This is a genomic window from Streptomyces caelestis (genome assembly GCF_001279005.1).
Taxonomy (GTDB): Bacteria; Actinomycetota; Actinomycetes; order Streptomycetales; family Streptomycetaceae; genus Streptomyces; species Streptomyces heliomycini.
The window spans coordinates 35,657-57,850 of the sequence record NZ_LGCN01000215.1 but is presented as its reverse complement, the minus strand read 5'-3'; the positions used below and the strand labels follow the sequence as shown (position 1 = coordinate 57,850).

Sequence of the window (22,194 nt, the reverse complement as noted above, 5' to 3'; positions counted from 1 at the left end):
CGAGGGGGAGCATTCGATGAACGCGGTAAGCGGGAACACCTTCTACGACCTGCCGGGTGTCTCCGGGGAGTACCTGCTGCGCAGGGAACAGCCGGAACACCCCAACGACCTCATGGAACAGCCCTATGTCCGCGAACTGGTGGGGCAGGTGGCGGGCCGGTCCTTCGTCGACCTCGGCTGCGGAGACGCCAGGTACGGCAACACCCTGCTCGACGAGGGCGCTGAGAGCTACCTGGGCATCGACGGCTCCCGGAAACTGCTGGAGCAGGCCCGCCTCACCTCCGACAGGATGCGGGTCCAGCACACCGACATCGAGCAATGGCGCCCGGACACGGCTGTCGCCGACGTCGTCACGGCCAGGATGGTGCTGCACTACGTGGCCGACCTGGAGAGCACGCTGCACCGCGTACGCAGTGCCCTCCGTCCGGGCGGAACGTTCGTCTTCTCCGTCGAACACCCCACCGTCACCAGCTGCTACGACTATGCCGACAGTTCCGACTTCCCGCGCGCATGGCTGGTGCGGGACTACTTCCGGCCCGGGCCGCGGAAGGTCGACTGGATGGGCGCCAGCGTGATCAAGCACCACCGGAGCATCGAGGAGTACCTCGCCGCCTTGGAGGCTGCGGGCCTGTGTTTCACCGCGCTCAGGGAGGGCCGCCCGCACACGGACCACACGTCCGAGGAGGTCATGCGGGAGCGGCAGCACGTGCCCATGTACCTGATCGTCAAGGCCGTCCGCATGGATTGAGGAAACGCCGTCGGAGTGCCGGCCGCGCGGACGGCGCGGCCGGCTTCACCCAAGGGCCGGGCCGGGGAGGAACATGAGGACCATCGAGGTGCGCGGTCTGCGCAAGGAGTACCGGATCCCGGAGAAGGAACCGGGGCTGGCGGGCACGGTCAAACACTTCATACGACCCCGGTACCGGGCGAAGCCGGCGCTCGCGGGGATCGATCTCGACATCGAGCCGGGAGAATCGGTCGGCTATCTCGGCTCCAACGGTGCGGGCAAGTCCACCACGATCAAGATCCTCACCGGGCTGCTGTCCCCGACGGACGGGTACGTCAGGGTGAACGGCTTCGATCCACACCGTGAGCGCAAGCGGCACGTGCGGGAGATCGGAGCCGTTTTCGGACACCGCACCGGACTGTGGTGGGACCTGCCGGTCATCGACTCGTTCAAAACACTGAGCAGCATGTACCGGATTCCGGACGCGACCTACCGCGCCAATCTGAAGCTCTTCACCGAACTGCTCGAACTGGAAGAGTTCCTGTCGGTCCCCGTGCGACAACTGTCCCTGGGACAGCGCATGCGCGCCGACCTGGCAGCCGCCCTGCTGCACGACCCGAAGCTCATCTTCCTCGACGAGCCGACAGGCGGCCTGGACGTCAACTCCAAGGTGGCCGTACGGCAGTTCATTCGTCATCTCAACCAGCAACAGGGCACCACGATATTCCTGACCAGTCATGACATGGCCGACATCGAAGGGATGTGCAACCGGCTGATCATCCTGGACCGCGGCAGCGCGGTCCTCGACGAGGACATCGACAAGGCGAAGCACCGCCTCGCGGCCGACCGGCGTCTGGTGGTGACCGTGTCCGACACGGAGGATGTCGCAGAGGTCGCCCGGACGGTGCACAATGCCTCCGGCCTCACCTGCACGATGCTCGACCGGCAAAGGTTGTCCTGTGAGTTCGGCCGGACCGAGGCCACCGCCGCACACCTGGTCGGCGTCATCATGCGAGCCCATGAGATCGTCGACTTCGAACTGCGTGAGCCGACCCTCGAACAAATGGTGCGGCGCCTCTTCCAGCAGCCCCCTCCGTCTCCCCCGCCGGCAGAGGTGAGGTCCCGTTGAGGATCTTCCGCAGTCTGGTCGGCGTAGCAGCGCAGGAAGCCTTCATGTACCGCGGCCGGTACGTGGTGGGCGTCCTCATCAGCCTGGTCCAGATAACGGTGCTCTACTACATCTGGCGCGCCATCATGAGCGGCGGGCAGAGGCACGCGGGGTACGACTGGCCGCAGATGCAGACCTACCTGCTGCTGTCCTTTCTGCTGACACTCGTTCTCTCGTTCGGCACGGAGGAACGGGTCTCAGCCAGCATCCGTGACGGCAGTGTCTCGCTGGAACTGCTGAAGCCGGTGCACTACATGACCCTTCGTGTCACCGAACTGATTGCCGCACTGTTCGTCGAACTGCTGTCCGTCGGCCTCTGCCTGGCGCTGTTCGTCTCGACCGTGCTGCCTGCCGTGCCGCCCGAGACGGGATCGCGCTTTCTCCTGGTCCTCTCCTTCCTCCTCGCGGTGGCCCTGAAAGCGACCATCGCGATCACCACCGGCGTCCTCTGCTTCTGGACGACCAACGTCCTCGGTCTCATCGCGTGCCGGCAGGCCTTGGCCCTGATGCTGTCCGGAGCCATGTTCCCGCTGCAGATGCTGCCGGACTGGCTGCACACCGTGGCGTACGCGCTGCCCTTCCAGAGCTTCTTCAACACACCCACCATGATCTACTTCGGTCGGGTCGGCACTGCGGACGCTGCCGGTCTTGTCGCGCTCCAAGGAGCGTGGCTCATCGCTCTGGCGGGCATGACGGCCCTACTGCTGAACCGCGGATTCCGGCGGCTGGACAGCTATGGCGGCTGAACAGCGAGCACACGCCCTCACCCACTTCGCGCTTCTACTGCGGCTCCAGTACCGGGCCAAGTCGGCTTACCGGGCCGACCTCGCGCTCGAAATCGTCTCGGCGCTGTTACGCCAGGGCACTTGGCTCGCCTTCATGCTGGTGCTCCTGCGCCGCACGCCGGTGGTCGACGGCTGGGACACCTGGAAGATGGTTTTCCTGTACGGCCTGGCGACGGCCCCTCTCGGCCTCAACGTCCTGCTTTTCGACGGCGTCTGGAAGCTGACCGAACTCATCCGCAAGGGCGAACTCGACTCCCTGCTGCTTCGCCCCGTCGATCCGGTACTCCACCTGTACACCAGAAGCGTGAGTCTGCACGGTATCGGTGACCTCGCCATCGGCATCCTCGCCATGAGCCTGGCCGCGCAACACGTGCCGCTTCGCTTCGGCCTGTGGACACTGCCGCTTCTGGTCGTGTGCGTCGTCTCCGGCAGTGTCGTCTACGCCTCGGTCAATCTGGCCTCGGCGGCTCTGGGCTTCTGGTTCAGGGAACTGCACAACGTCCCCTTCCTCGTGCAGCAGTTCACCGACCTGGCCCGATTCCCGCTCGCCCTGTACCCCCCCGTGCTGACCGCGATCTTCTTCTTCCCGCTCCCCTTCGCCTTCGTCACCTATCTCCCGACGGTCCTGCTGACAGAGGGCGGCTCCGTCTGGGTCGTCCTGACGGCGCCGGCCGCCGCCGCCGTCATCCACATGCTGGCGAGGCTCGGCTTCCGCCTCGGGCTGCGGCGCTATGAGAGTGCCGGAAATTGAGAACATCGAACCAGGAGAGTGACTCCCATGAAGTTCACTGATGGTCACTGGCTGCTCCGTGACGGAGTGAAGGCCTTCCACCCGGCCGAGGCGTACCGCATCACCTCCGACTCGGATTCGCTGACGGTTCTGGCTCCGGTCCGACGGATCGAGAGGAAAGGCGATGCGACGATGGGTCCCGTCGTCACCGTTCGCTGCAGCAGCCCGGTGCCGGACGTCATAGCGGTCGAGATCACCCACTTGGAGGGCGTGCGGCCGCGTGGACCGGAAATCGAGCTCCACTCCCCGGAAACGCCCGCCGTCGATGTGTCGGTGGATGACCGCGCGGCTGTGCTCACCAGCGGCTCACTGTCGGTACGCTTCACCCGCGGTGACGCCTGGCGTATGGATTTCCTGGCCGACGGCCGGGTTCTGACCGGCAGCGGAGCCAAAGCCATGGCGGTGATCGAAGCCGACGGCCACCCCTATGTGCGCGAACAGCTGGACCTCGGCGTGGGGCAGCACGTCTACGGCCTCGGCGAACGCTTCGGACCGCTGGTCCGCAACGGTCAGTCCGTCGACATCTGGAACGCGGACGGCGGGACCTCCTCCGAACAGGCCTACAAGAACGTGCCGTTCTACCTGACCGACGCCGGCTACGGGGTCTTCGTGCACCACAGCGGCAAGGTGTCGTACGAGGTGGCCTCGGAGGCGACGTCACGCGTCCAGTTCAGCGTGGCGGGCCAGTCGTTGCGCTACTTCGTCGTCCACGGCCCGACGCCGAAGGACATTCTCCGCCGCTACACCGCGCTGACGGGCCGCCCCGCCCGGTTGCCCGCCTGGTCCTACGGTCTGTGGCTGTCGACCTCCTTCGTCACCGACTACGACGAGGGCACGGTCAGCTCGTTCATCGACGGCATGGCCGAGCGGAACATCCCTCTTTCCGTGTTCCACTTCGACTGCTTCTGGATGCGCGAATACCAGTGGTGCGACTTCGCCTGGGACGAACGAGCCTTCCCCGATCCGCCCGGCATGCTGAAGCGTCTGAAGGACCGCGGCCTCAAGATCTGTCTGTGGATCAATCCGTACATCTCCCAGCACTCGCCGTTGTTCGCCGAGGGAAGGGAGAACGGCTACCTGCTGCGCAGACCCAATGGCGACGTCTGGCAGTGGGACCTGTGGCAGCCCGGTCTCGCGATCGTGGACTTCACCAATCCGGCCGCCTGCTCATGGTTCGCGGAGAAACTCGACGCGCTCCTGGACATGGGAGTGGACTGCTTCAAGACCGACTTCGGGGAGCGCATCCCGCTGGACGTGGTGTACTTCGACGGATCCGATCCGGAACGCATGCACAACCACTACGCCCACCTCTACAACCAGGTCGTCTTCGACCTCCTCGAGCGACGCCGGGGCCGTGGTGAGGCCGTTCTCTTCGCTCGCGCCGCCTCGGCCGGTACACAGAGTTTCCCGGTGCACTGGAGCGGCGACGGTGAGGCCACCTTCGAAGGCATGGCCCAGAGCCTGCGGGGCGGGCTGTCCCTCGGGCTTTCCGGATTCGGGTACTGGAGCCACGACATCGGAGGATTCATCGGTCTTCCCGACGCCGCGGTGTTCAAGCGGTGGATCGCCTTCGGTCTGCTCTCCTCGCACAGTCGTCTGCACGGAGGCGGGTCCTACCGGGTTCCCTGGGCGTTCGACGAGGAGTCGGTGGACGTACTGCGGGACTTCAGCCGGCTGAAGATGCGGCTCATGCCCTACCTGGGCCGTATCGCCGAGGAAGCTCACACCGAGGGTCTGCCGATGATGCGTCCCATGATCCTGGAGTTCCCCGACGACCCGTCCTGCGCTTACCTGGACACGCAATACATGCTGGGGGACTCTCTGCTCGTCGCTCCGGTCTTCTCGGCCGACGGGCACGTCCGCTACTACGTGCCTGAGGGCCGCTGGACCAGTCTGCTGTCCGGGCAGTCGATCACGGGCCCCCGCTGGGTCGACGAGCAGCACGGCTTCGACAGCCTGCCCCTGCTCGTCAGGCCGGGAACGGTGCTGCCCACGGGCGCCGTGGAGGACCGGCCCGACTACGATCACGCCGCAGGCGTCGTGCTGCGGGTCTACTCCCTGCCCGAAACGACGCGAGTGAAGACGAGGATCGTGGCGCCCGGAGGCGAACTGTCCGCGGCCTTCACCGTCGAACGCGCCGGCGGCCGGTTGCACGTCACGGCGGACCGGCCGATCGCGGACTGGGCCGTGCTGCTGGTGGGTGAGTCCGTGCCCTCCTCGATCGAGGGCGCCACGCCGGAACACGTGGCGGAGGGGGTGCTGCTGCGGGCCTTGCCCAACGCTCTCACCATCACAGTCGACGGGTGACCACTCGCCGACCGGCCGCGCCGGGCCGGAGTTCCCGCCGCGTTTCGACCGCCGTGCCCGGAGCACGGCGTGTCACGCGGAACCGCGGAGCTCGAAAGGACCGCGGGCCTTACCCCAAGGCCGGGTAGTTAGGGCTTGCCGATCAATAACTCGCTGTCTTGATCTCTGGCGCGGGGATGCCGAGGTGTGTGGCGAGGTTGGTGAAGTCGTCGAGTGTGGCCAGGTGTGTCTCGGCGGGTTCGATGGCGTGTCCGATGTCGTGGAGGAGCCGACGGGTGAAGTTTCCCCGTGATCTCGGACACGTGATCGTTATGCCGCGAGGGCGTGCTGATGCCGCTGCCTGGTCTCGGCCGGGGTGAGGTAGCCGAAAGTCTTGTGCTTGCGCAGGCGGCGGCGGTTGTAGAAGGTCTCGGTGAATGAGAAGACCTCGGCGCGGGCGGTGGCCCGGTCGGGCCAGGTACGGGTGCCGATCTCCTCCTTGAGCAGAGCCCAGAAGCTTTCCGCAGCGGCGTTGTCGAAGCATGATCCGGTGCGTCCGCAGCTCTGCCGCAGCCCCAACTTGCCTGTCCGGTGCCGGAACTGGGTCGATGTGTATTCGCTGCCGCGATCGCTGTGGATCACGCAGCCGGGCTCGAGTCCGCCCCGGCCGTGGGCCATGTCGAGAGCGTCGACGACGAGCTCGGCGCGGTGATGGTCGGCCATGGCGTGGCCGACCACCTCGCGGGTGGCCAGGTCCAGCCAGCAGGCGAGGTAGGGCCAGCCCTCGGGGGTGGGCAGGTAGGTGATGTCGCCGACCAGCTTGGTCCCGGGGCGCTCGGCATGGAAGTCGCGGCCGATCAGGTCCGGGGCCGGCTTCGCCTTCGCATCAGGCCGGGTCAGCGAACGTCGCCCGCGCCGGGTGACGCCGCGGATGTCGCGCTCACGCATCACGCGGGCGACGCGCTTGCGGTTCACCCGTCGGCCCAGGCGGCGCAGTCCGGCGTGGATGCGCGGGACACCGTAGGTGTGCCGGGAAGCGATGTGCACCACGGTGGTCTCATGGGCGAGCGCGTCGTCGGCGGCCCGCCTGGCACGACGGGCGGCCTCGCCCTCGCACCAGGCGTAGTAGGAGGAGCGGGCGACCTTCAGCACCCGGCACAGCAGGACGATCGGGTACGTCGCCTTCTCCGCATGGATCAACCGCTACAGCTTGCTCACCGGCCGCTCTCCTTCACGAAGAAGGCCGTCGCTTTTTTCAGGATCTCGATCGTCTGCTGCTGTTCGCGGACCTCCTTGCGCAGCCGTTTGAGCTCCTCACGCTCGGCGCTGGTCGGCTCACCGGACTCGCCCTCGCCCCGGTCCGCCTTCGCCCGGCGGTACCAGCCGCGCAGGGATCCGGAGCTGATGCCGAGTTCCCGGGCGACAGCGGTGACCGTCCTGCCCGAGGAATCGACGAGCGCGATCGCATCCCGCTTGAACTCCTCGGTGTACCGCTTCGTGTACTTGCTTCCCACCTGGTGCTACTTCCTCTGGAACCTCAAGATCCCAGTCTCCAGGTGTCCACGATCAAGGGGAAGCTTCAGCACTGAGGTGCCCCCTGTACGTCTACACCGGTGACGTCGATCCCCAGGTGAACGAGGAGGAGGAGGCGGCGGGATGGGCGGAGCACACCCGCGCGGACTTCCGGATCCGCACTTTCAGCGGCGGTCACTTCTACCTCGCCGAGCAGAGCGAGCAGGTGATCGCGGCACTGCGTGAGGACGCGACGGGCTTCCAGGAGCGTTCCCGGACCGGCACCGAGCGCTGATCCGGGCCGGGGCGTCGCCCGGCGGACTCGGCCAGTACGGACGCGGCGGTCAGGATCATGCCGCACCGCTGTGCCGTGCGGCCAGTGCCGGCTTGTCCGGCTTGCCGGCACCGGTGAGGGGCAGCGCGTCGTGGAACGTCACCACGGCCGGTACGTGCTTCGGGGACAGCTCGGCGGCGACGTGGCCGATCAGCGTCCCGGTGTCGGCGGTGCCGCCCGGCCGCGCCACGACGGCGGCATGGATGTGCTCCACGCGGTCCTCGTCGACCACGCAGTACACCGCGGCCTGGGCGACCTCCGGATGGGTCAGCAGCGCGTTCTCCACATCGGTGGGATGGACCTTGATGCCGTTGGTCTTCATCACCTCGCCCATGCGTCCGTGCAGGCGCAGGAAGCCGTTCTCGTCGAGGGAACCGAGGTCGCCGGTGTGCACCCAGCCGTCGCGGATGATCGCGGCGGTCAGTTCCGGTTCGCCCCAGTAGCCGAGCATGGTGGACGGGCTCTGCACGCACACCTCGCCGATCTCGCCGGGCGGCAGGTCACGGTCGTCGTCCACGTCGCGGATGCGTATCTCCGTGGTCGGACGTCCGACGGTCCGGCGCAGTTCCGGGTCGAAGTGGTCCTGCGGCATCAGCATGCTGATGCCGCTGACCTCCGTGGTCCCGTAGAGCTGGAGCAACACCGGGCCGAACACCTCGACCGCCTCGGCCAGTCGGGCCGGGGCCGCGGGGGAACCGACGTAGGTGATGAGCCTGATACTCGAACGGTCGGTTGTGGCGGTGTCGGGGTGGTCGATCAGCATGTACAGCTGCGGCGGGGTGATGGTCAGCGTGGAGACGCGGTGCTGTTCCACGGCCCGCAGTACTTCGCTCGCCTCGAACCCGTCGTGCAGGACGACCGTTCCGCCGGAGGCGAGCGCGACATCGACGGCGGAGCCGCTGGAGTTGCTCACCGGCAGGGTCGACAGGTACACGATGGGTTCGGGGGACTGGAGGGCCACTTGGAGGTGGGCACGGCGAAGGCGGTACGGCTGCGTGACACCCTTGGGACGTCCGCTGGTACCGCTGGTGTGGATCACCACGGCCGGCTGTTCGGGGTCGACCTCGACGGCGTCGTGGCCGAAGGCGTCCGGGGCACCCGACGAGAGGTCCAGGACATCGGGACCGAGGGCGCCGAGGGCGGCGAGACGCGGTGGCTCGGGCAGCCGGTCGCACAGCTCTCGGGCCGCGTCCAGGTTCTCCTCGTCGACGGCGAGGAAGGTCGCCCTGGTCTTGCTGAGAATGTCCAGCCGAGCGGCGGCGGCCAGTTGGTCGGTAGGGTCCACCGCGTTCGTGGAGTGCAGGTGGACCAGGGTGGCCCCGGCCAGGTTGGCCGCGTAGCGGAGGATGATGGTCGCCGGGCTGTTGGTGACGGTCAGCACCACCACAACCGAGGCCCTGCCCTCCGTACTCGGGGCTCGATGTTCCGTGAAGTGCCGGAACAGAAGTTCCGCTGCTGTGAGAACCGCCTTGGAGAACTGGCCTGCGGTGATTTCTTCACCATCCGCCCACAGGGCAGTCCGGTCGGGGGCGGAGGCCAACGCATCAAGCACCCGACGGACGTAATTCTCGTTCGAGGACATCTTTACCCCACCCTGCTGGTTCGTTTATCGGCCAGTGCGGACTTACATGATCACGCGGAAGCGCGGCAATCCGCTCTCGGCGACCATTGGGCGTGTGACCGGTGAGCACGGCTGTGGTCGGCTGGTTCCCAACGCCCGTTAATCTTCGACGAGTTGAATGCCCGCCGGAGTCGATGATATACAGACGTTACCTCCATGCCCTTCCCCTGCGTTGCGAATGCTGAGACCGCTCCCGCGCGATTTCGCCAGTGACACGTTCGCGCCGGTGCCGGGGACAAGCAGAATCCAGTCATAGCCGTGCGGTTTCAGCCAGTTATGCGCGGTTGCCCATAGTTGCATGTGGCCTCAGACGGCCTGGACGAAGCGAGTAGACGTGACGACCCAATATCTGGATCTCTTTGCACGCCTCACAGAAAACTCCGACGGGGGGAAGAGGGAGTTCCTGGAGATCGGACGGCTCGCCGGGAGCTTCCCCGCGGCCAGCGTCCGCAGCAGTGGACCCGTGACCGGCCGGGACAGCATCAGCGTCTGGTGCAGCAACGACTACCTCGGCATGGGCCAGCATCCCGCAGTGCTCAAAGCCATGAAGGACGCGATCGACGAGCACGGTGCCGGCGCCGGCGGCTCACGCAACATCGGCGGCACCAACCACTACCACGTGCTGCTGGAGAGAGAGCTCGCCGTGCTCCACGGCAAGGACGAGGCCCTGCTGTTCACCTCCGGTTACACCGCCAACGACGGTGCGCTGTCCGTCATCGCCGGCCGCATGGAGAAGTGCGTCGTCTTTTCCGACGCCCTTAACCACGCGTCCATCATCGACGGCCTGCGCCACAGCCGCGCCCAGAAGCGGATCTTCCGCCACAACGACCCCGCTCACCTGGAAGAACTGATGGCGGCAACCGACCCCGAGGCCCTCAAGCTCATCGTCACCGAGTCCGTGTACTCGATGAACGGCGACATCGCCCCGCTGTCCGAAATCGCCGACATCGCCAAGCGCTACGGGGCGATGACGTACCTCGACGAGGTGCACGCGGTGGGCATGTACGGCCCGGAGGGTGCCGGCATTGCGGCCAGGGAGGGCATCGCCGACGACTTCACCGTCATCATGGGCACCTTGGCCAAGGGCTTCGGCACCACCGGCGGCTACATCGCCGGGCCCGCCGAAATCATCGAAGCGGTGCGCATGTTCTCCCGCTCCTTCGTCTTCACCACCGCGCTGGTGCCGGCCGTGGCCGCCGGCGCCCTGGCAGCCGTACACCATCTGCGGTCCTCCGAGGTCGAGCGGGAACAGCTCTGGTCGAACGCGCAGTTGATGCACCGGCTGCTGAACGAGCGTGAAATTCCCTTCATTTCGGACCAGACGCACATCGTGTCCGTCATGGTGGGGGACGAGGCCGTGTGCAAGCGGATGTCCGCGCTGCTGCTCGACCGGCACGGAATCTACGTGCAGGCGATCAACGCGCCGAGCGTGCGGGTCGGTGAGGAGATCCTGCGGGTCGCCCCCGGAGCCGTGCACACCGCCGACGACATAAGCGAATTCGTCGACGCTCTGAGCCAGGTCTGGGAGGAAGTGGGCTCTGCGGCTTCCCCCTGATCATGGACACCCGGAGACTGGGATCTTGATGTTCCAGAGGGAGTAGCACCAGGTGGGAAGCAAGTAAATGAAGCGGTACGCCGAGGAGTTCAAGCGGGACGCAACGCGCCCGTGGATTCCTCCGGCAGGACGGTCACCGCGGTTGCCCGGGAACCCGGTATCAGCTCGGAGTCCCTGCGCGGCTGGTACCGCCGGAGCGAGGGCGAGTCCGGTGAGCTGACCAGCGCCGAGCGTGAGGAGCTCAAACGGCTGCGCAAGGAGGTCCGCGAACAGCAGCAGACGATCGAGATCCTGAAAAAAGCGACGGCCTTTTTCGTGAAGGAGAGCGGCCGGTGAGCGAGCTGTACCGGTTGATCCGTGCGGAGAAGGCGTTACTGATCGCTTCACAATGAGATCAGCTGAGGAGCTGACGTGGTCACGCTCGGCTTCTTCCGTAGGATCGCTGCATGCCCGCTGACGAATGCGCGACCCGGTCCACATTTTCCGGTCGTATCCGGCCAATATCTGTTCCTCAAACGATGCCACAGTTGCCCCAGCGGGTCTGGTCGGACGAAGACTGGGAGCGGATCCAGCGCGGCTACTCGTCGATCGCCTCCAGTCTGGGCAACATGGCTGCGCATTGAGCAGCTGTGAGGGATCCGTCATCGTCTGGGTGGTCGAGCAGTGGTGTCAGTGTGGTGGAGACACTGCTCCACTCGCGGTCTCCACCGAACCCGCGCATCTCAGCAAGGGTGAAGCCCTCTGAGTCGGCCAGTCACTGTCTGAACATGTGGAAGCCGGTGCAGGACCAGGAGACGTCGGGGCTGGTCGCGTCGCCGTCTCCGGGGAAAAGCATGAGCCCCGCCATGTCCCCCTTCGCTTGCCTGGTGTCCAGGATCAGTCGCAGGGCGAGGTGTCGGCAACTGAAATGATCGCCGTATGGCTGGTGTGATCACGGCGTCGGAGCCCTCCTGGATAGCCCTGTTGGCCTGGCAGCGCTTGCGAGAACCACAGCTGTCCCGTCCGGTGCGGCCACGACCTGCACGTTCATCCCGTGACGGCGGTGCTTCATCGAGTAGTGGGGCTCGTCCGCCGCGATGCGGGCGGTGGCGATCAGCGTGCCGTCGAGGATGACGAATCCCCCCGGCGGAAGCTCGCGCAAAGCTTCGTGCAGGGTCGGGGCGCGCTCGGCGAGGAGGACGACCGTCTCGTTCACGTACCGGCCGGCGGTGGCGGTGGAGACACTGAACCAGGCGGCGACCTGGGCCAGTGTCTTGTTCTTGCGCAGGTGCACCAGGACCAGCAGGGTCTGCCGGAAAGCCCAGTCTGCGCCGGCGGGAGTTCAGCTCACGCCCTCGGGCGTGGATGAGCCGGGAAACGTGCTCAACGACCTCGTGCGGGACGCCGGGCATGGCTCGAGCGAGGCCAACAGGCCTCCTGTGCCGAGACGGCGGCGGGTGAGATCACCAACCGAAACGACCAGGAGCCCTGTCGCGTCACGGCCCTCGACCACCAGCCGTCATCACCCGCCCCTCTCTATCAAAGTAGGTCGAGTCAGGCATACTGGATGATTCATTGAGTCGAGGGCGGAGAAGGAGTAGTGCCCGGGTGGCCGGCACGAATGACCACGGGATGCCTGATCCGCAGGTGGAAGCCCGTCCGACCGGTCCGCGCCGGTGTACCGCGGAGTACAAGGCGAGGATCCTCGCGGAGTACGAGACGTTGGACAAGAAGGGCAAGGGTGCTCTGCTGCGGCGGGAGGGCCTGTACTCGTCGTTGATCACGACGTGGCGGCAGCAGCGGGACAAGGGCGGCCAAGCGGCGCTTGCCGCGCCGGCCGGACGAAAGCGGACCCGCGGGACAGGGAGATCGCGAAGCTGAAAGCGGAGAAGGCCCGCCTGGAAGCCGGCCTCGCCAAGGCCCGCACCGTCATCGAGGTCCAGGGAAGACTCTCCGCGCTGCTCGACCAGTTCGCCACGGACAGCGCCCCGAACCAGAACGGCGAGAACACCAAATGATCGGGGCCGCCCCCGCGGCCGTGTTCGACGATGCCCGCGACCAGGTCCTCGAAGAGCTCACCGGACTGGTCGGACGCGTCCAGGCGTGCACCGCGCTGGGCGTGAGCCGGGCCACCTACTACCGCCACCACCGCCGCGGCCCCGCCCCGGCCAGGCCGCAGCAAGAACGGCGCCGGTACCCCCGCGCGCTCACCCCGGAGGAGGAGATACGGGTCCTCGACGTGCTCCGTTCCCCGGAGTTCGCCGACATGGTGCCCGCGGAGATCTACGCCATCCTCCTGGACCGGGGTGTCTACCTGTGCTCGGAGTCGACGATGCACCGGCTTCTGCGACGGCACGGTGAGGTCCGTGAACGCCGTCGCCAGGCCGTCCACCCGCCCCGGACCGTTCCCGAGCTGATCGCCGAGGGCCCGAACCGGGTCTGGAGCTGGGACATCACGAAGCTGAAGGGACCGGTCAGGGGCCCCTACTACTGCTTCTACCCGGTCATCGACATCTTCAGCCGCTATACGGTCGGCTGGATGATCGCCGACCGGGAAAACAAAGATCTCGCCGAGCGGTTCCTGTCCCAAACGATCGTCAAGTACGGTATCAGATCAGGCCAGTTGACGATCCACTCGGACCGCGGGTCCCTGATGGTCGCACAGAACGTCACCCAGATGATGGCCGGCCTCGGCGTCACCAAGTCGCATTCGCGACCGGAGACATCGAACGACAACCCGTACAGTGAGAGCCAGTACAAGACCCTGAAATACCGGCACGACTTTCCCGGCCGTTTCGGATCCCCCGAGGACGCCCGGGCGTAATGCACCCACTTCTTCACCTGGTACAACGAGGAGCACCGGCGCTCCGGGATCGGCCTGCACACGCCCTACGACGTGCACTTCGGCCTCGTCGAGCAGCTCCGCGAGATGCGTGCCGACGTCCTCCAGGCGGTCTACGCGAAGCACCCCGAACGCTTCGTCCGCAAGCCACCCGAGCCGCCGACACTCCCCGCAGCGGCCTGGATCAACAAGCCGACACCAGACGGCCCACTGATCCCAGCACAACGTTAAAACGATCTACCTGCCTTGATCGCTTTGACAGGTTCCGGGCTCACCTTGCGGGTGCCTGAGGCAGGGCATGCGCGATGGCTGAGCTCACCGTGGCGACGCGGTGAGCCAGGTCGTCGGCAGGGATCTCGATGAGCTCGTAACCGAACGCGCGGTAGCTCTCTTCGTGGATCTTTTCGAAAGCCAGTGATTCCTGGAAACTGATCCGCCGGGCCGCGGTCGGCTCGCAGAACCCTAGATTGCGGACGAAGAGCACTTGCTTCTCATAGACCCCTTCCGAGGTGATCCGTTCGAGTTCCGCGGCCAGTGCCGGGGACACCGGCCACCCCAGGTAGGTGGTGAGGGCGTGGGTGCAGACCGGTGACCGGTCGAACACCTGGATGGAGCCGGTGGCCGCCAACTGTCGCTCTCGTTGCAGAGCGACGATCTCGTCGATGAAGGACGCCCGTGTCCATGGCTGGTCCTCGCCCAGCGCTTGCGTTCGTGCGATGACTGCCGTTGCTGCCTCCTCGACAACCCCGTAGCCAAGTTCGCTCAGGCACCGCAGGATTGATGTCTTGCCCGCGCCCGGCGTGCCAGTGAGAACGTACCGCCGCATGATTCGAGAACCCTTTCTTGCAGGTCGAGGTGGGTCCATGGGCCGCCGCTCGTTGCCTCCACCGAAGGTAACGAGCCAGTGGAGCCGATGGGGATGGGGGGCACAGGCTAATTCTCGAACGGCTCGTGTGCCGGAGACGCGCCTGATACCCGAAGCGTTGAATAAGAAGTTGTCTCATTTGGTGAGTCTGCGGTAGCAGATGAGGGTGCAGGCGATGGCGATGGCGGTGAAAGCGAGGAAGTGTTCGGCCTTGCGTTCGTAGCGGCGGTGCAGGCGGCGGCAGCCGGCCAGCCAGGACATCGTCCGTTCGATGGTCCAGCGGTGCCGACCGAGTCGAGTGGAGGACTCGATGCCCTTGCGTGCGATGCGGTGCCGGATGCCTCGCTTGCGCAGCCATCGCCGCAGGTCGTCGTAGTCGTAGCCCTTGTCGCCGTGGAGCTTGGCGGGCCGGCGTCTGCGCGGGCCGCGCCGGGAGCGGATCGGCGGAATGCCGCGGACGAGGGGCTTGAGGGCCTGGCTGTCGTGGAGGTTCGCGCCGGAGATGCCGACGGAAATGGGCAGACCGGTCCGCTCGGTGATCAAGTGGATTCTCGAGCCCTTCTTGCCCCGGTCGACAGGATTCGGACCTGTCAGGTCCCCCCTTTCAGGGCCCGCATGTTCACCGAGTCGATCGCGCACCGCGACCAGTCCAGCTCCCCGCGCGAGCCCAGCTCGTCCAGGACCAGACGGTGCAGCTTGGCCCGGACCCGGGCGGCACTCCACTCGGTGAAACGCCGGTGCGCGGTCGGCCCCGACGGGCCAAAGACCGGCGGCAACTGCCGCCAGGTGCAGCCGGAGGTGGCCACAAAGATGATCGCCGCCAACACCTCGCGGTCGCCGTACCGGCGCCGCCCACCGCCCTGCGGCCGCGTCGGAGCAGGTGGCACCACCCGCTGGAACAACTCCCACAACCCGTCCGGGACCAGCCGCTCCACGATCGTCATGCCTCAAGATTACGAACCCAGATGAGACGACGTCTTAACCTCCAGCCCCGCCCTGGGCGGCAGTGGGCCGAGCGCGGTGGGCGGCACAAGGACCCCGGGCGGGAACCGAGGCCCCGCCGACGGGCGACCTATACCTGCCTGCACGGGGTCAGACCCCTGTTCGCCGCCTACGGCCTGGGCAAGGACAAGCTCTACGGCCACATCAAGCCGAGGAAGCACCGGACGAAGTTCCTGGGATTCTGCCGCCATCTGCGCGGTCTCTGCCCGCCCGAGATCCGCATCGCGTTCGTGCTCGACCACTTCTCCCCGCACCTGACCACGAAGAAAGACAGCAGCGTCGGCGACTGGGCCGTGGCGAACAACGTCGAACTCGCCTACACGCCGACCAACAGCTCCTGGCTCAACCGTATCGAGGCCCAGTTCACCGTCCTGCGCTACTTCACCCCGGACGGCACCGACCACGCTACCCACAAAGAGCAGGGCAGCTGACCCGCCGCTACATCATCTGGCGGAACCAGCACGCCGCCGGCGGACGCCTCCGCGAGGTCGTGGCCAAGGCCGACGTCGCCTGAATCTGGGTGATCCTAACGACGGTGTCACCGGCCGTATCGATCCCCACTTCATTCGCCGCTCATCAGGGCAGGCGGGCGTGTTCGGCTCGGCTGGCAGCGATCCGCTCACGCGCGAGCGTGCGGGCCCGCTTGGTGTCGCCGCCCGTGAGTCGGGCGAGGATCGTCGCGAGCGGCCTGATCCGGCCCCAGCCGCCCCAGTGGCCCTCGGGGATCTCGGTGGGGAATACCCAGATCCGGCTGGCGTCACGCGGCCAGGCGCCGTTCTCCGCGTCGAGGATTGCCTCGGTGACCTCGGCGATGACGCTCGCGCGTTTCTGCTCGTCGAGCTGGCCTTCGGGGACGGACGGGACGACCTTGTAGCGAGGTGCGTCTGCGGGTTCTCCGCCGACGTAGATGCTGGCCGGTCTGTGCAGCCAGAGCCAGGAGACGGAACGGCTCACCGGGTCGGCGGGGTCGAATCCTTCGTTACGGACGAGGATTTCGGTGATGCGGTTCAGCAGCACCGCCTCGGCGTCCGGCTGGAGCGCGCCGTCGGGAATGTACACGTCGAGCATGGGCATGGCCGATCTCCTTAGTGAGTTTACTTTTTCAACTCAGGAAGGAGCCTACGAGGGCTAAGTACAGCTTGTAAACCCAGAGGGGTATACTCGTCCCATGGAGACGCGGCGGATCGACCCGGTGAACTGCTCGGTGGCGCGCGCCCTCTCGGTGGTGGGGGAGCGCTGGTCGCTGCTGATCGTCCGTGAAGCGCTGGACGGCGCGCGCCGGTTCGGAGAGTTCCACTCCCGCCTCGGGATCGCCAGAAATCTCCTGGCGACTCGGCTCGAGACCTTGGTGACCGCCGGAGTGATGCGTCGCGTACCCTATCGGGAGCCTGGGGATCGGCAGCGCTTCGCCTACGAACTCACCGAGCAGGGACGGGCGTTGCGGCCCACGCTCGTGGCGCTTCTGGAATGGGGCGACACGTACCTCGCCGACTCGCAGGGCCCGTCGGTCATCGTCCGGCACCGGTCCGTCGACGATGCGAGCTCCTGCGGCGAGCCGGTTAAGGTCGTCCTCGAGTGCGCTGCGGGGCACAGCCACCTCGCCCCGGAAGACGTCTGCCGCACGCCCGGGCCGGGCGCGCGCTTCGTGGAAAGTTCCTGAGATCCCAGGGTCGTACCCAGCAGCCCATATCGCGAGAAGCATGTTCCAAATAGCGGGGCCGACGCCTGTGTCATGGGGTAAATGTTGGATGCTGCGGCTAGGCCCAATACCGGTGACTTTGGTGGTTTCTGGTCGTTGGGTGGGTTGTGCCAAGACCGAGTCAGGTGAAGTCGTCGGGGGTTGATCGGTTCTCGGATCGGATTGAACCGTTCCGGGTTCGGTAGGGACTCCGGAGTGTCCTGAGTTTGGTGGAGTCGTGTCGCTTGGTTTTACGCTGCAGGTGCTGCACGTAGTTCGTACTCGACGGGCGTGAGCATTTCCAGGGCCGAGTGCCTGCGCCGGCGGTTGTGGAAGATCTCCAGGTACTCGAAGAGTGCCGTGGACAGCTCCAGTCTGGTCCGCCGGCGCCGGCGGTTGAGCTGTTCCACCTGGACCCGGGCCCAGAAGGACTCCCTCATCGCGTTGTCCACGCAGTTCCCGATCGAGCCCATGGACGGCAGGAGACCGCAAGGCGCGGGCTCGTTCGGTGAACGCCCAGGAGCCGAACTGCACTCCGTGATCGGAGTGGATGATGGTGCCGCCGGGCTGGGGATGGCGGTTGCCGATGGCCGTGCTCAGTGCATGGGTGGTCGATGCGGCGGTCGGGGACGCGTCGATGGGCCAGCCCACCACCCGGCGGGCGAAGGCGTCCAGGACCACAGCGCAGTACACCTTGCCCTCCATCGTGGGATGTTCGGTGATGTCGGTGACCCACAGCTGGTCCCGGGCGTGACGGGTGAAGTTGCGTTCCACCAGGTCGGCGGCCGACGGTGTCTGCGGCTTGGACCGCCGACGGGCTCGGTTGCCCGGCAGGCCGTGCAGGCCGGCCCGCTGCATCAGCAGTTCCACGGTGCCGTGGTGCACGTGGATACCCAGGCCCAGGGCGAGCTCGGCATGTACCCGGCGGGAGCCGTAGGTGCCGCGTGAGGCGGTGTGGATGCCGATGATGGCCTCGGTCAGCCAGGCGTGCCGGACCGTGCGGGCCGAGGGCGGACGGTCCTTCCAGGTGTAGTAGCCGGACTCCGCGACGTGCAGTACGCGGCTGGCCGGCTGGACCGGCAGGCCCTCGTCAGCCATCACGCGGATGGCTTCGTACCGCCTTTTGGGCGAGTCGCCTCACCGAGGAGTTCCGCGGCCCGGCGGTGGATGGCCAGCTCGGTCTCAGGCTCGGCGATGCGCTTGCGGGCCGAGGCCAGCTCAGCCTGATCACTGCTGGTAGTGCCGGGGATCTGCCCGGTGTCGATCAGGTGCCGGCGGCGCCAGTTGCAGATCGTCTGGTCGCTGACGCCCAGGAGCTGGGCGACCTCGGCGACCTTGCGGCCGGATGCGACAAGGTCGAGGACCCGGCGGCGGAACTCGGGCGGATAGCTGCGGGGCATGGCGGCCTCCGGATGCTGCTGGATCAGTCAATTCTCCAGCAACCCGACTCCATCAGACCCGGAGCAGACCAAGATCTCTACCGAACCCGGAACGGTTCAGCCTTTCTCGACGGCTGGCTCAAGGGCATGCGACTGACTGTCCGCAAGGAACAGCCCCGTCACGGCCTGACCAGCTGACTCACCCACAAGTCATTTTCGTGTCAGTCCCCAGGCAGGTGCCGTGCAGGGAGAGTTCCGCGACCGCCCGGGGGCCGAGCGTCCGGCCGGTGTCCACGGCCCCGTCGTGGGTTTCGTCACCCAGGGCGGATCGTGCTGACCTCTCGGCCGCGTCCCGCAGTCTCTGGTCGGGGTGGTAGTAGCCGTAGACGTCGGCGCCGACCGTTGCGCGCAGACCGTTCACGGCCCCGAGGAGGGTGGCAACGCGGGCGTGGTGGCCCTGCCTCGACTCGATCACTGCGAGCGTCTCGACGAAGTAGGCGAGATTGGCCAGGTCCCGGGTCTCGTGCGAGAGGATGATGCCCTCCTCCACATGGCGGCGGGCCAAGGGGTAGTCGCCCAGAGCGAGAGCGGCCTGGGAGAGGTTGTAGAGGGCCACGTACGTAGACAGCCGGTCGCCCCGGACACGAGCGAGCTGGAGACCGCGTTCGATCTCGGGCACCGCGGCCGCAGGAGCGCCGCGCAGCATGTGCACCGTACCGAGCCAGACCTGGGCCAGGGAGGCGATCCAGGGCGAGCCGTCCTTTTGGAGGGCGTATCCGAGAGCGGAGCGAAAGCGCTCCTCAGCGGTATTGAGGTCGCCGTCGGCCAGAGCCGCGAGGCCGGTACCGGCACGAGCCTTGCTGCGGACTTCGGGATCCTTCTGGCTGGCAGCAAGGCGGTCGGCCTCGGCCCAGTACGCCGCGGCGGCACTCTGGTCGCCGGCGGCGTACGACATGGTGGCGCCGGTCAGGTTGACCCGGCTGCGTTCCCAGGGCGGCAGGTCGGTGGCGAGACACCGGTCGGCGAGGCGGCGGCCCACGCTGAGCTGGCCGCGCAGCCACCAGTAGAGCCACATGAACCACGTGATGCGCGCCGCGGTACGCGGGTCGTCGGCGTCGAGGGAGCGTTCGATGGCGACGAGGACGTTGGCCTCCTCCTCCTCGATCCGCGCCAGCCACTCCACTTGGTCCGCACGCTCGTAATTGGCGGCCGCTCGTTCAGCGAGATCCAAGTAGACGTGGGCATGGGCGCGTCCGACGCGGGCGGCCCGGTCGCCCACCAGGAGACCACGGGCGTACTGCGCTATCGGTTCGAGCATGTCGAAGCGGTTGCCGCGGGCGCGTACGAGGGAGTGCTCGGCCAGTTCGTGCAGGATCCCGAGGACGTCGTCGGCGGCACTTCCATCGCCGCTCTCCGCCACCGCCTCGATCGCTTCGAGGGTGGCGCCGCCGCGGAACGCTCCCAGCAAGGTGAAGAGCCGTTGCTGCTCGGTGTTGAGTAGGCCGTAGCTCCAGTCGAGGGTGGCCCGCATGGTGCGTTGCCGCTCGGGCAGGTCACGGGCCGCCGACGTTGTGCTGGCGGCCTCCAGGCGGGTCAGGAGCGCGGCAGGGGACAGCAGACGCAGTTGCGCGGCGGCGAGTTCGATGGCCAGAGGTAGGCCGGCGAGGCGGTGGCAGAGCTCAGCGGTGGCCGGCACGTCACCCGCGGACGGCCGTACTCCGACCGACTCCGCCCGGTCCAGCGCCAGGGCCCCGGCGGGGTGGGCGCGCAGTTCGTCGACCGTCGTCGAGTCGCGGGCCGGAAGGCCGAGGGGCTCCACGACGTACTCGCGCTCGATCCTCACCCGCAACGATGAGCGGCTGGTGACCAGTACGGTGAGTTTCGGGCACGCCGCGATGAGTTGCCCCACCTCGACTGCGGCGCTGAGCAGGTGCTCGAAGTTGTCGAGTAGCAGCAGAAACCGGGCTGAACGCAGGTGTTCGGCCACCAGGTGGTGAGCGCCCGGCGCGTCGATGCCGGCCAGCCCCAGTGCGCGCCCGATCGTGGCCATGAGTGTGGCGGCGTCGGCGAGGTGGGCGAGGGAGACAGACTGGACGCCGTCCGTGAACTCCCCGGCGAGTATCTCCAATACCGTGGCCGCCAGACGGGTTTTGCCGACGCCGCCGGGCCCGGTGAGCGTGACCAGGCGGGCTCCGGAGCGGATGAGGTCGGCCACGGCGGCGATGTCATCGGCGCGGCCGAATAAAGGGGTCGGCGGCATCATCAGACTTGACGGTCTGGTCACAGAGTCGGCGACGGGCCGGCGGCGGGGGATCGCGGCGACGAGCGCGGCGCGGTCACCCTCGGAGGCACCGAGGGCGTCGGCGAGGGCGCGCACGGTGTGCGGGTAGGGCCGGGTTCGGGTGCCGCGTTCCAGGGAACTGACGGCGTGCGGGGTCAGATCGGCTCGTTCGGCCAGTTCCTGCTGGGTAAGTCCGGCGCGTTCGCGCAAGGTACGCAGGATGCTGCCGAAAGTTCGCACCGGCCGTCTCCTTTACTGCTGGGCACGGAATGGATCATAAGTGACCCGCACGGAGTGCCGACTGTACGAGTAGTGTGCGAGCGCTGTCCCTGGCCTGTGGCGCGTGCGACCGTGAGGCTGAGGTCATGACAACAACTGCTTGGCTCCCGGAGGAGTGGGACCATCCGCTCCGGGTTTCTCTGGAAACAGGTCACCACCTGCGCCCGATTCGGGCCACCGATGTCGATCTGGACATGCAGGCGGTCATGGGCTCGCAGGAACGGCTTTGGTCGCTGTACGGGGAGTCCTGGAACTGGCCCCCCGCGACCATGAGCGCTGAACAGGACCGCGAGGACCTGGCTCGGCACGAGGCTGAGATGGAACGGCACGAGTCGTTCAACTACGCGCTCTTCGACAATGGCGAGACCGAACTGCTGGGTTGTGTCTACATCGACCCGCCGGTCCATGACGGGACGGACGCTGAGATTTCGTGGTGGGTGGTCGACTGGCTCGTGGGCGGGCCGATCGAGGCGGCCCTCGACGAACTTGTACCGCGTTGGATCGCCGCGGACTGGCCCCTTGTCAGCCCGCACTACACACACCGCCGGGACCACGACGGTTCGGTGTGAACGGTGCAGCCTCTACTGCTCTTCCCGGGGCGTTTCGCCGGGGAGGGGCGGCCGCACGAAGCCCTGACGGGCAGGGTTCGGAGCAGTCTGGCCCGCGCGTACGGTCCCCCGCCGCCCGCACACTTCTCGTACACCTTCCAGGTGTGCGAGTGCTGTCGGTGGTCCGGCGGCAGCAGGCGGGGGACCGTAGGCGTGTCGTGGTGCCGGGCGGTCCAGGCTGGGCTGTCGCACGAGAGGTATCGCCCGGTACTCGCGGAAGGGGCCGGCACTGGGCGAGGGCCGCACGGATTCGTCCCCGCGGGCGCCGGGACACAGGGACCGAATGTGTGCCGCATGCGGCACAGCGGTCAGTTTTCAGGGCAGCCGGGCCACCGGCGTCCGAAGGCGGCAGCCGTCGCTGGGAAGGGCTCCGGCGACGGGGCCGCGGATCACTGTGCGCGCCGCTGTGCGGGCACGTGCGTGCCGAATGGGTTGCGGACACGGGTTCGTCAGATGCGGTTCGTACAGGACGGGGCAGCGCTGCGGTCCGCCGCACGACTATC

17 protein-coding genes and 4 pseudogenes are annotated in these 22,194 nt (G+C 67.1%); 12 read left to right on the top strand and 9 right to left on the bottom strand.

Annotated elements, in window-relative coordinates:
- Window positions 1-16 precede the first annotated feature (16 nt).
- The 5 genes from ADK41_RS25770 (at window position 17) to yicI (ending at window position 5,777) form a co-directional block, all read left to right on the top strand.
- On the top strand, window positions 17-748 hold the full coding sequence (locus ADK41_RS25770) for a class I SAM-dependent methyltransferase (RefSeq protein WP_051843522.1): 732 nt from the start codon (window positions 17-19) through the stop codon (window positions 746-748).
- A gap of 73 nt (window positions 749-821) precedes the next feature.
- The gene (locus ADK41_RS25765) at window positions 822-1,856 is read left to right on the top strand and encodes an ABC transporter ATP-binding protein (protein WP_051843520.1); all 1,035 of its coding nucleotides are present in this window, start codon (window positions 822-824) and stop codon (window positions 1,854-1,856) included.
- A complete protein-coding gene (locus ADK41_RS25760) occupies window positions 1,853-2,641 on the top strand; it encodes an ABC transporter permease (protein WP_158717715.1) in 789 nt (262 codons plus the stop codon). Before ADK41_RS25765 ends, ADK41_RS25760 begins: the two co-directional genes overlap by 4 nt.
- Window positions 2,631-3,431 (top strand): ABC transporter permease, encoded by an 801-nt coding sequence (locus ADK41_RS25755; protein WP_051843518.1) that lies wholly within the window; start codon window positions 2,631-2,633, stop codon window positions 3,429-3,431. Before ADK41_RS25760 ends, ADK41_RS25755 begins: the two co-directional genes overlap by 11 nt.
- Window positions 3,432-3,458: 27 nt before the next feature.
- Window positions 3,459-5,777 (top strand): alpha-xylosidase, encoded by a 2,319-nt coding sequence (yicI, locus tag ADK41_RS25750; RefSeq protein WP_030834467.1) that lies wholly within the window; start codon window positions 3,459-3,461, stop codon window positions 5,775-5,777.
- 309 nt (window positions 5,778-6,086) lie between these two features.
- On the opposite strand, the gene ADK41_RS25745 is transcribed toward yicI, so the two are convergent.
- A complete protein-coding gene (locus ADK41_RS25745) occupies window positions 6,087-6,956 on the bottom strand; it encodes an IS3 family transposase (protein WP_030834465.1) in 870 nt (289 codons plus the stop codon).
- A gap of 14 nt (window positions 6,957-6,970) precedes the next feature.
- Window positions 6,971-7,270, bottom strand: coding sequence for a transposase (locus ADK41_RS25740; protein ID WP_030834463.1), 300 nt, complete (start codon window positions 7,268-7,270; stop codon window positions 6,971-6,973).
- 71 nt (window positions 7,271-7,341) lie between these two features.
- Between ADK41_RS25740 and ADK41_RS39750 the strand changes: the two genes are divergently transcribed.
- Window positions 7,342-7,563 carry a thioesterase domain-containing protein gene (locus ADK41_RS39750; protein ID WP_267883156.1) on the top strand — a complete coding sequence of 74 codons (222 nt, stop codon included), beginning with the start codon at window positions 7,342-7,344 and terminating at the stop codon, window positions 7,561-7,563.
- 55 nt (window positions 7,564-7,618) lie between these two features.
- Here ADK41_RS39750 and ADK41_RS25735 read toward each other — a convergent pair whose 3' ends face one another.
- Window positions 7,619-9,184, bottom strand: a complete 1,566-nt coding sequence (locus ADK41_RS25735; RefSeq protein ID WP_030834461.1) for an ANL family adenylate-forming protein — start codon at window positions 9,182-9,184, stop codon at window positions 7,619-7,621.
- Window positions 9,185-9,521: 337 nt separating this feature from the next.
- Between ADK41_RS25735 and hemA the strand changes: the two genes are divergently transcribed.
- Both hemA and ADK41_RS25725 read left to right on the top strand, forming a co-directional pair.
- The gene (hemA, locus tag ADK41_RS25730; RefSeq protein ID WP_051843516.1) at window positions 9,522-10,778 is read left to right on the top strand and encodes a 5-aminolevulinate synthase; all 1,257 of its coding nucleotides are present in this window, start codon (window positions 9,522-9,524) and stop codon (window positions 10,776-10,778) included.
- Between the two features lie 111 nt (window positions 10,779-10,889).
- Window positions 10,890-11,114, top strand: a complete 225-nt coding sequence (locus ADK41_RS25725) for a transposase (protein WP_078662149.1) — start codon at window positions 10,890-10,892, stop codon at window positions 11,112-11,114.
- A 627-nt stretch (window positions 11,115-11,741) separates the two neighbouring features.
- On the opposite strand, the pseudogene ADK41_RS25715 reads toward ADK41_RS25725, so the two are convergent.
- Window positions 11,742-12,169, bottom strand: a pseudogene (locus ADK41_RS25715) (transposase family protein); the annotation flags it as partial.
- 220 nt (window positions 12,170-12,389) lie between these two features.
- Between ADK41_RS25715 and ADK41_RS25705 the strand changes: the two are divergent.
- A pseudogene (locus ADK41_RS25705) lies at window positions 12,390-13,830 on the top strand (IS3 family transposase).
- 40 nt (window positions 13,831-13,870) lie between these two features.
- Here ADK41_RS25705 and ADK41_RS25700 read toward each other — a convergent pair.
- Both ADK41_RS25700 and ADK41_RS25695 read right to left on the bottom strand, forming a co-directional pair.
- Window positions 13,871-14,425, bottom strand: a complete 555-nt coding sequence (locus ADK41_RS25700) for an ATP/GTP-binding protein (protein ID WP_030834455.1) — start codon at window positions 14,423-14,425, stop codon at window positions 13,871-13,873.
- A gap of 174 nt (window positions 14,426-14,599) precedes the next feature.
- Window positions 14,600-15,408 (bottom strand): IS5 family transposase gene (locus ADK41_RS25695; RefSeq protein WP_420706784.1). Its coding sequence is split into 2 segments (ribosomal slippage): window positions 14,600-15,060 and window positions 15,060-15,408, totalling 810 coding nucleotides; the frame shifts between segments, so codons are not numbered across the junction.
- A gap of 33 nt (window positions 15,409-15,441) precedes the next feature.
- On the opposite strand from ADK41_RS25695, the pseudogene ADK41_RS25685 reads away from it, so the two are divergent.
- A pseudogene (locus ADK41_RS25685) lies at window positions 15,442-15,980 on the top strand (transposase); the annotation flags it as partial.
- 62 nt (window positions 15,981-16,042) lie between these two features.
- Here the strand turns inward: ADK41_RS25685 and ADK41_RS25680 are convergent.
- The gene (locus ADK41_RS25680) at window positions 16,043-16,540 is read right to left on the bottom strand and encodes a tautomerase family protein (RefSeq protein WP_037805159.1); all 498 of its coding nucleotides are present in this window, start codon (window positions 16,538-16,540) and stop codon (window positions 16,043-16,045) included.
- A 94-nt stretch (window positions 16,541-16,634) separates the two neighbouring features.
- Between ADK41_RS25680 and ADK41_RS25675 the strand changes: the two genes are divergently transcribed.
- Complete coding sequence (locus ADK41_RS25675; RefSeq protein ID WP_030834447.1) at window positions 16,635-17,126, top strand: winged helix-turn-helix transcriptional regulator; 492 nt, start codon at window positions 16,635-16,637, stop codon at window positions 17,124-17,126.
- Window positions 17,127-17,395: 269 nt separating this feature from the next.
- Here ADK41_RS25675 and ADK41_RS25670 read toward each other — a convergent pair.
- Window positions 17,396-18,544: pseudogene (locus tag ADK41_RS25670) on the bottom strand (IS3 family transposase).
- Window positions 18,545-18,722: 178 nt separating this feature from the next.
- Window positions 18,723-21,044, bottom strand: coding sequence for an ATP-binding protein (locus ADK41_RS25660; protein ID WP_030834443.1), 2,322 nt, complete (start codon window positions 21,042-21,044; stop codon window positions 18,723-18,725).
- A gap of 125 nt (window positions 21,045-21,169) precedes the next feature.
- Here ADK41_RS25660 and ADK41_RS25655 point away from each other — a divergent pair, with 125 nt between their 5' ends.
- Window positions 21,170-21,652: a GNAT family N-acetyltransferase gene (locus ADK41_RS25655; protein ID WP_030834442.1), complete on the top strand. Its 483-nt coding sequence runs from the start codon at window positions 21,170-21,172 to the stop codon at window positions 21,650-21,652.
- Window positions 21,653-22,194 lie beyond the last annotated feature (542 nt).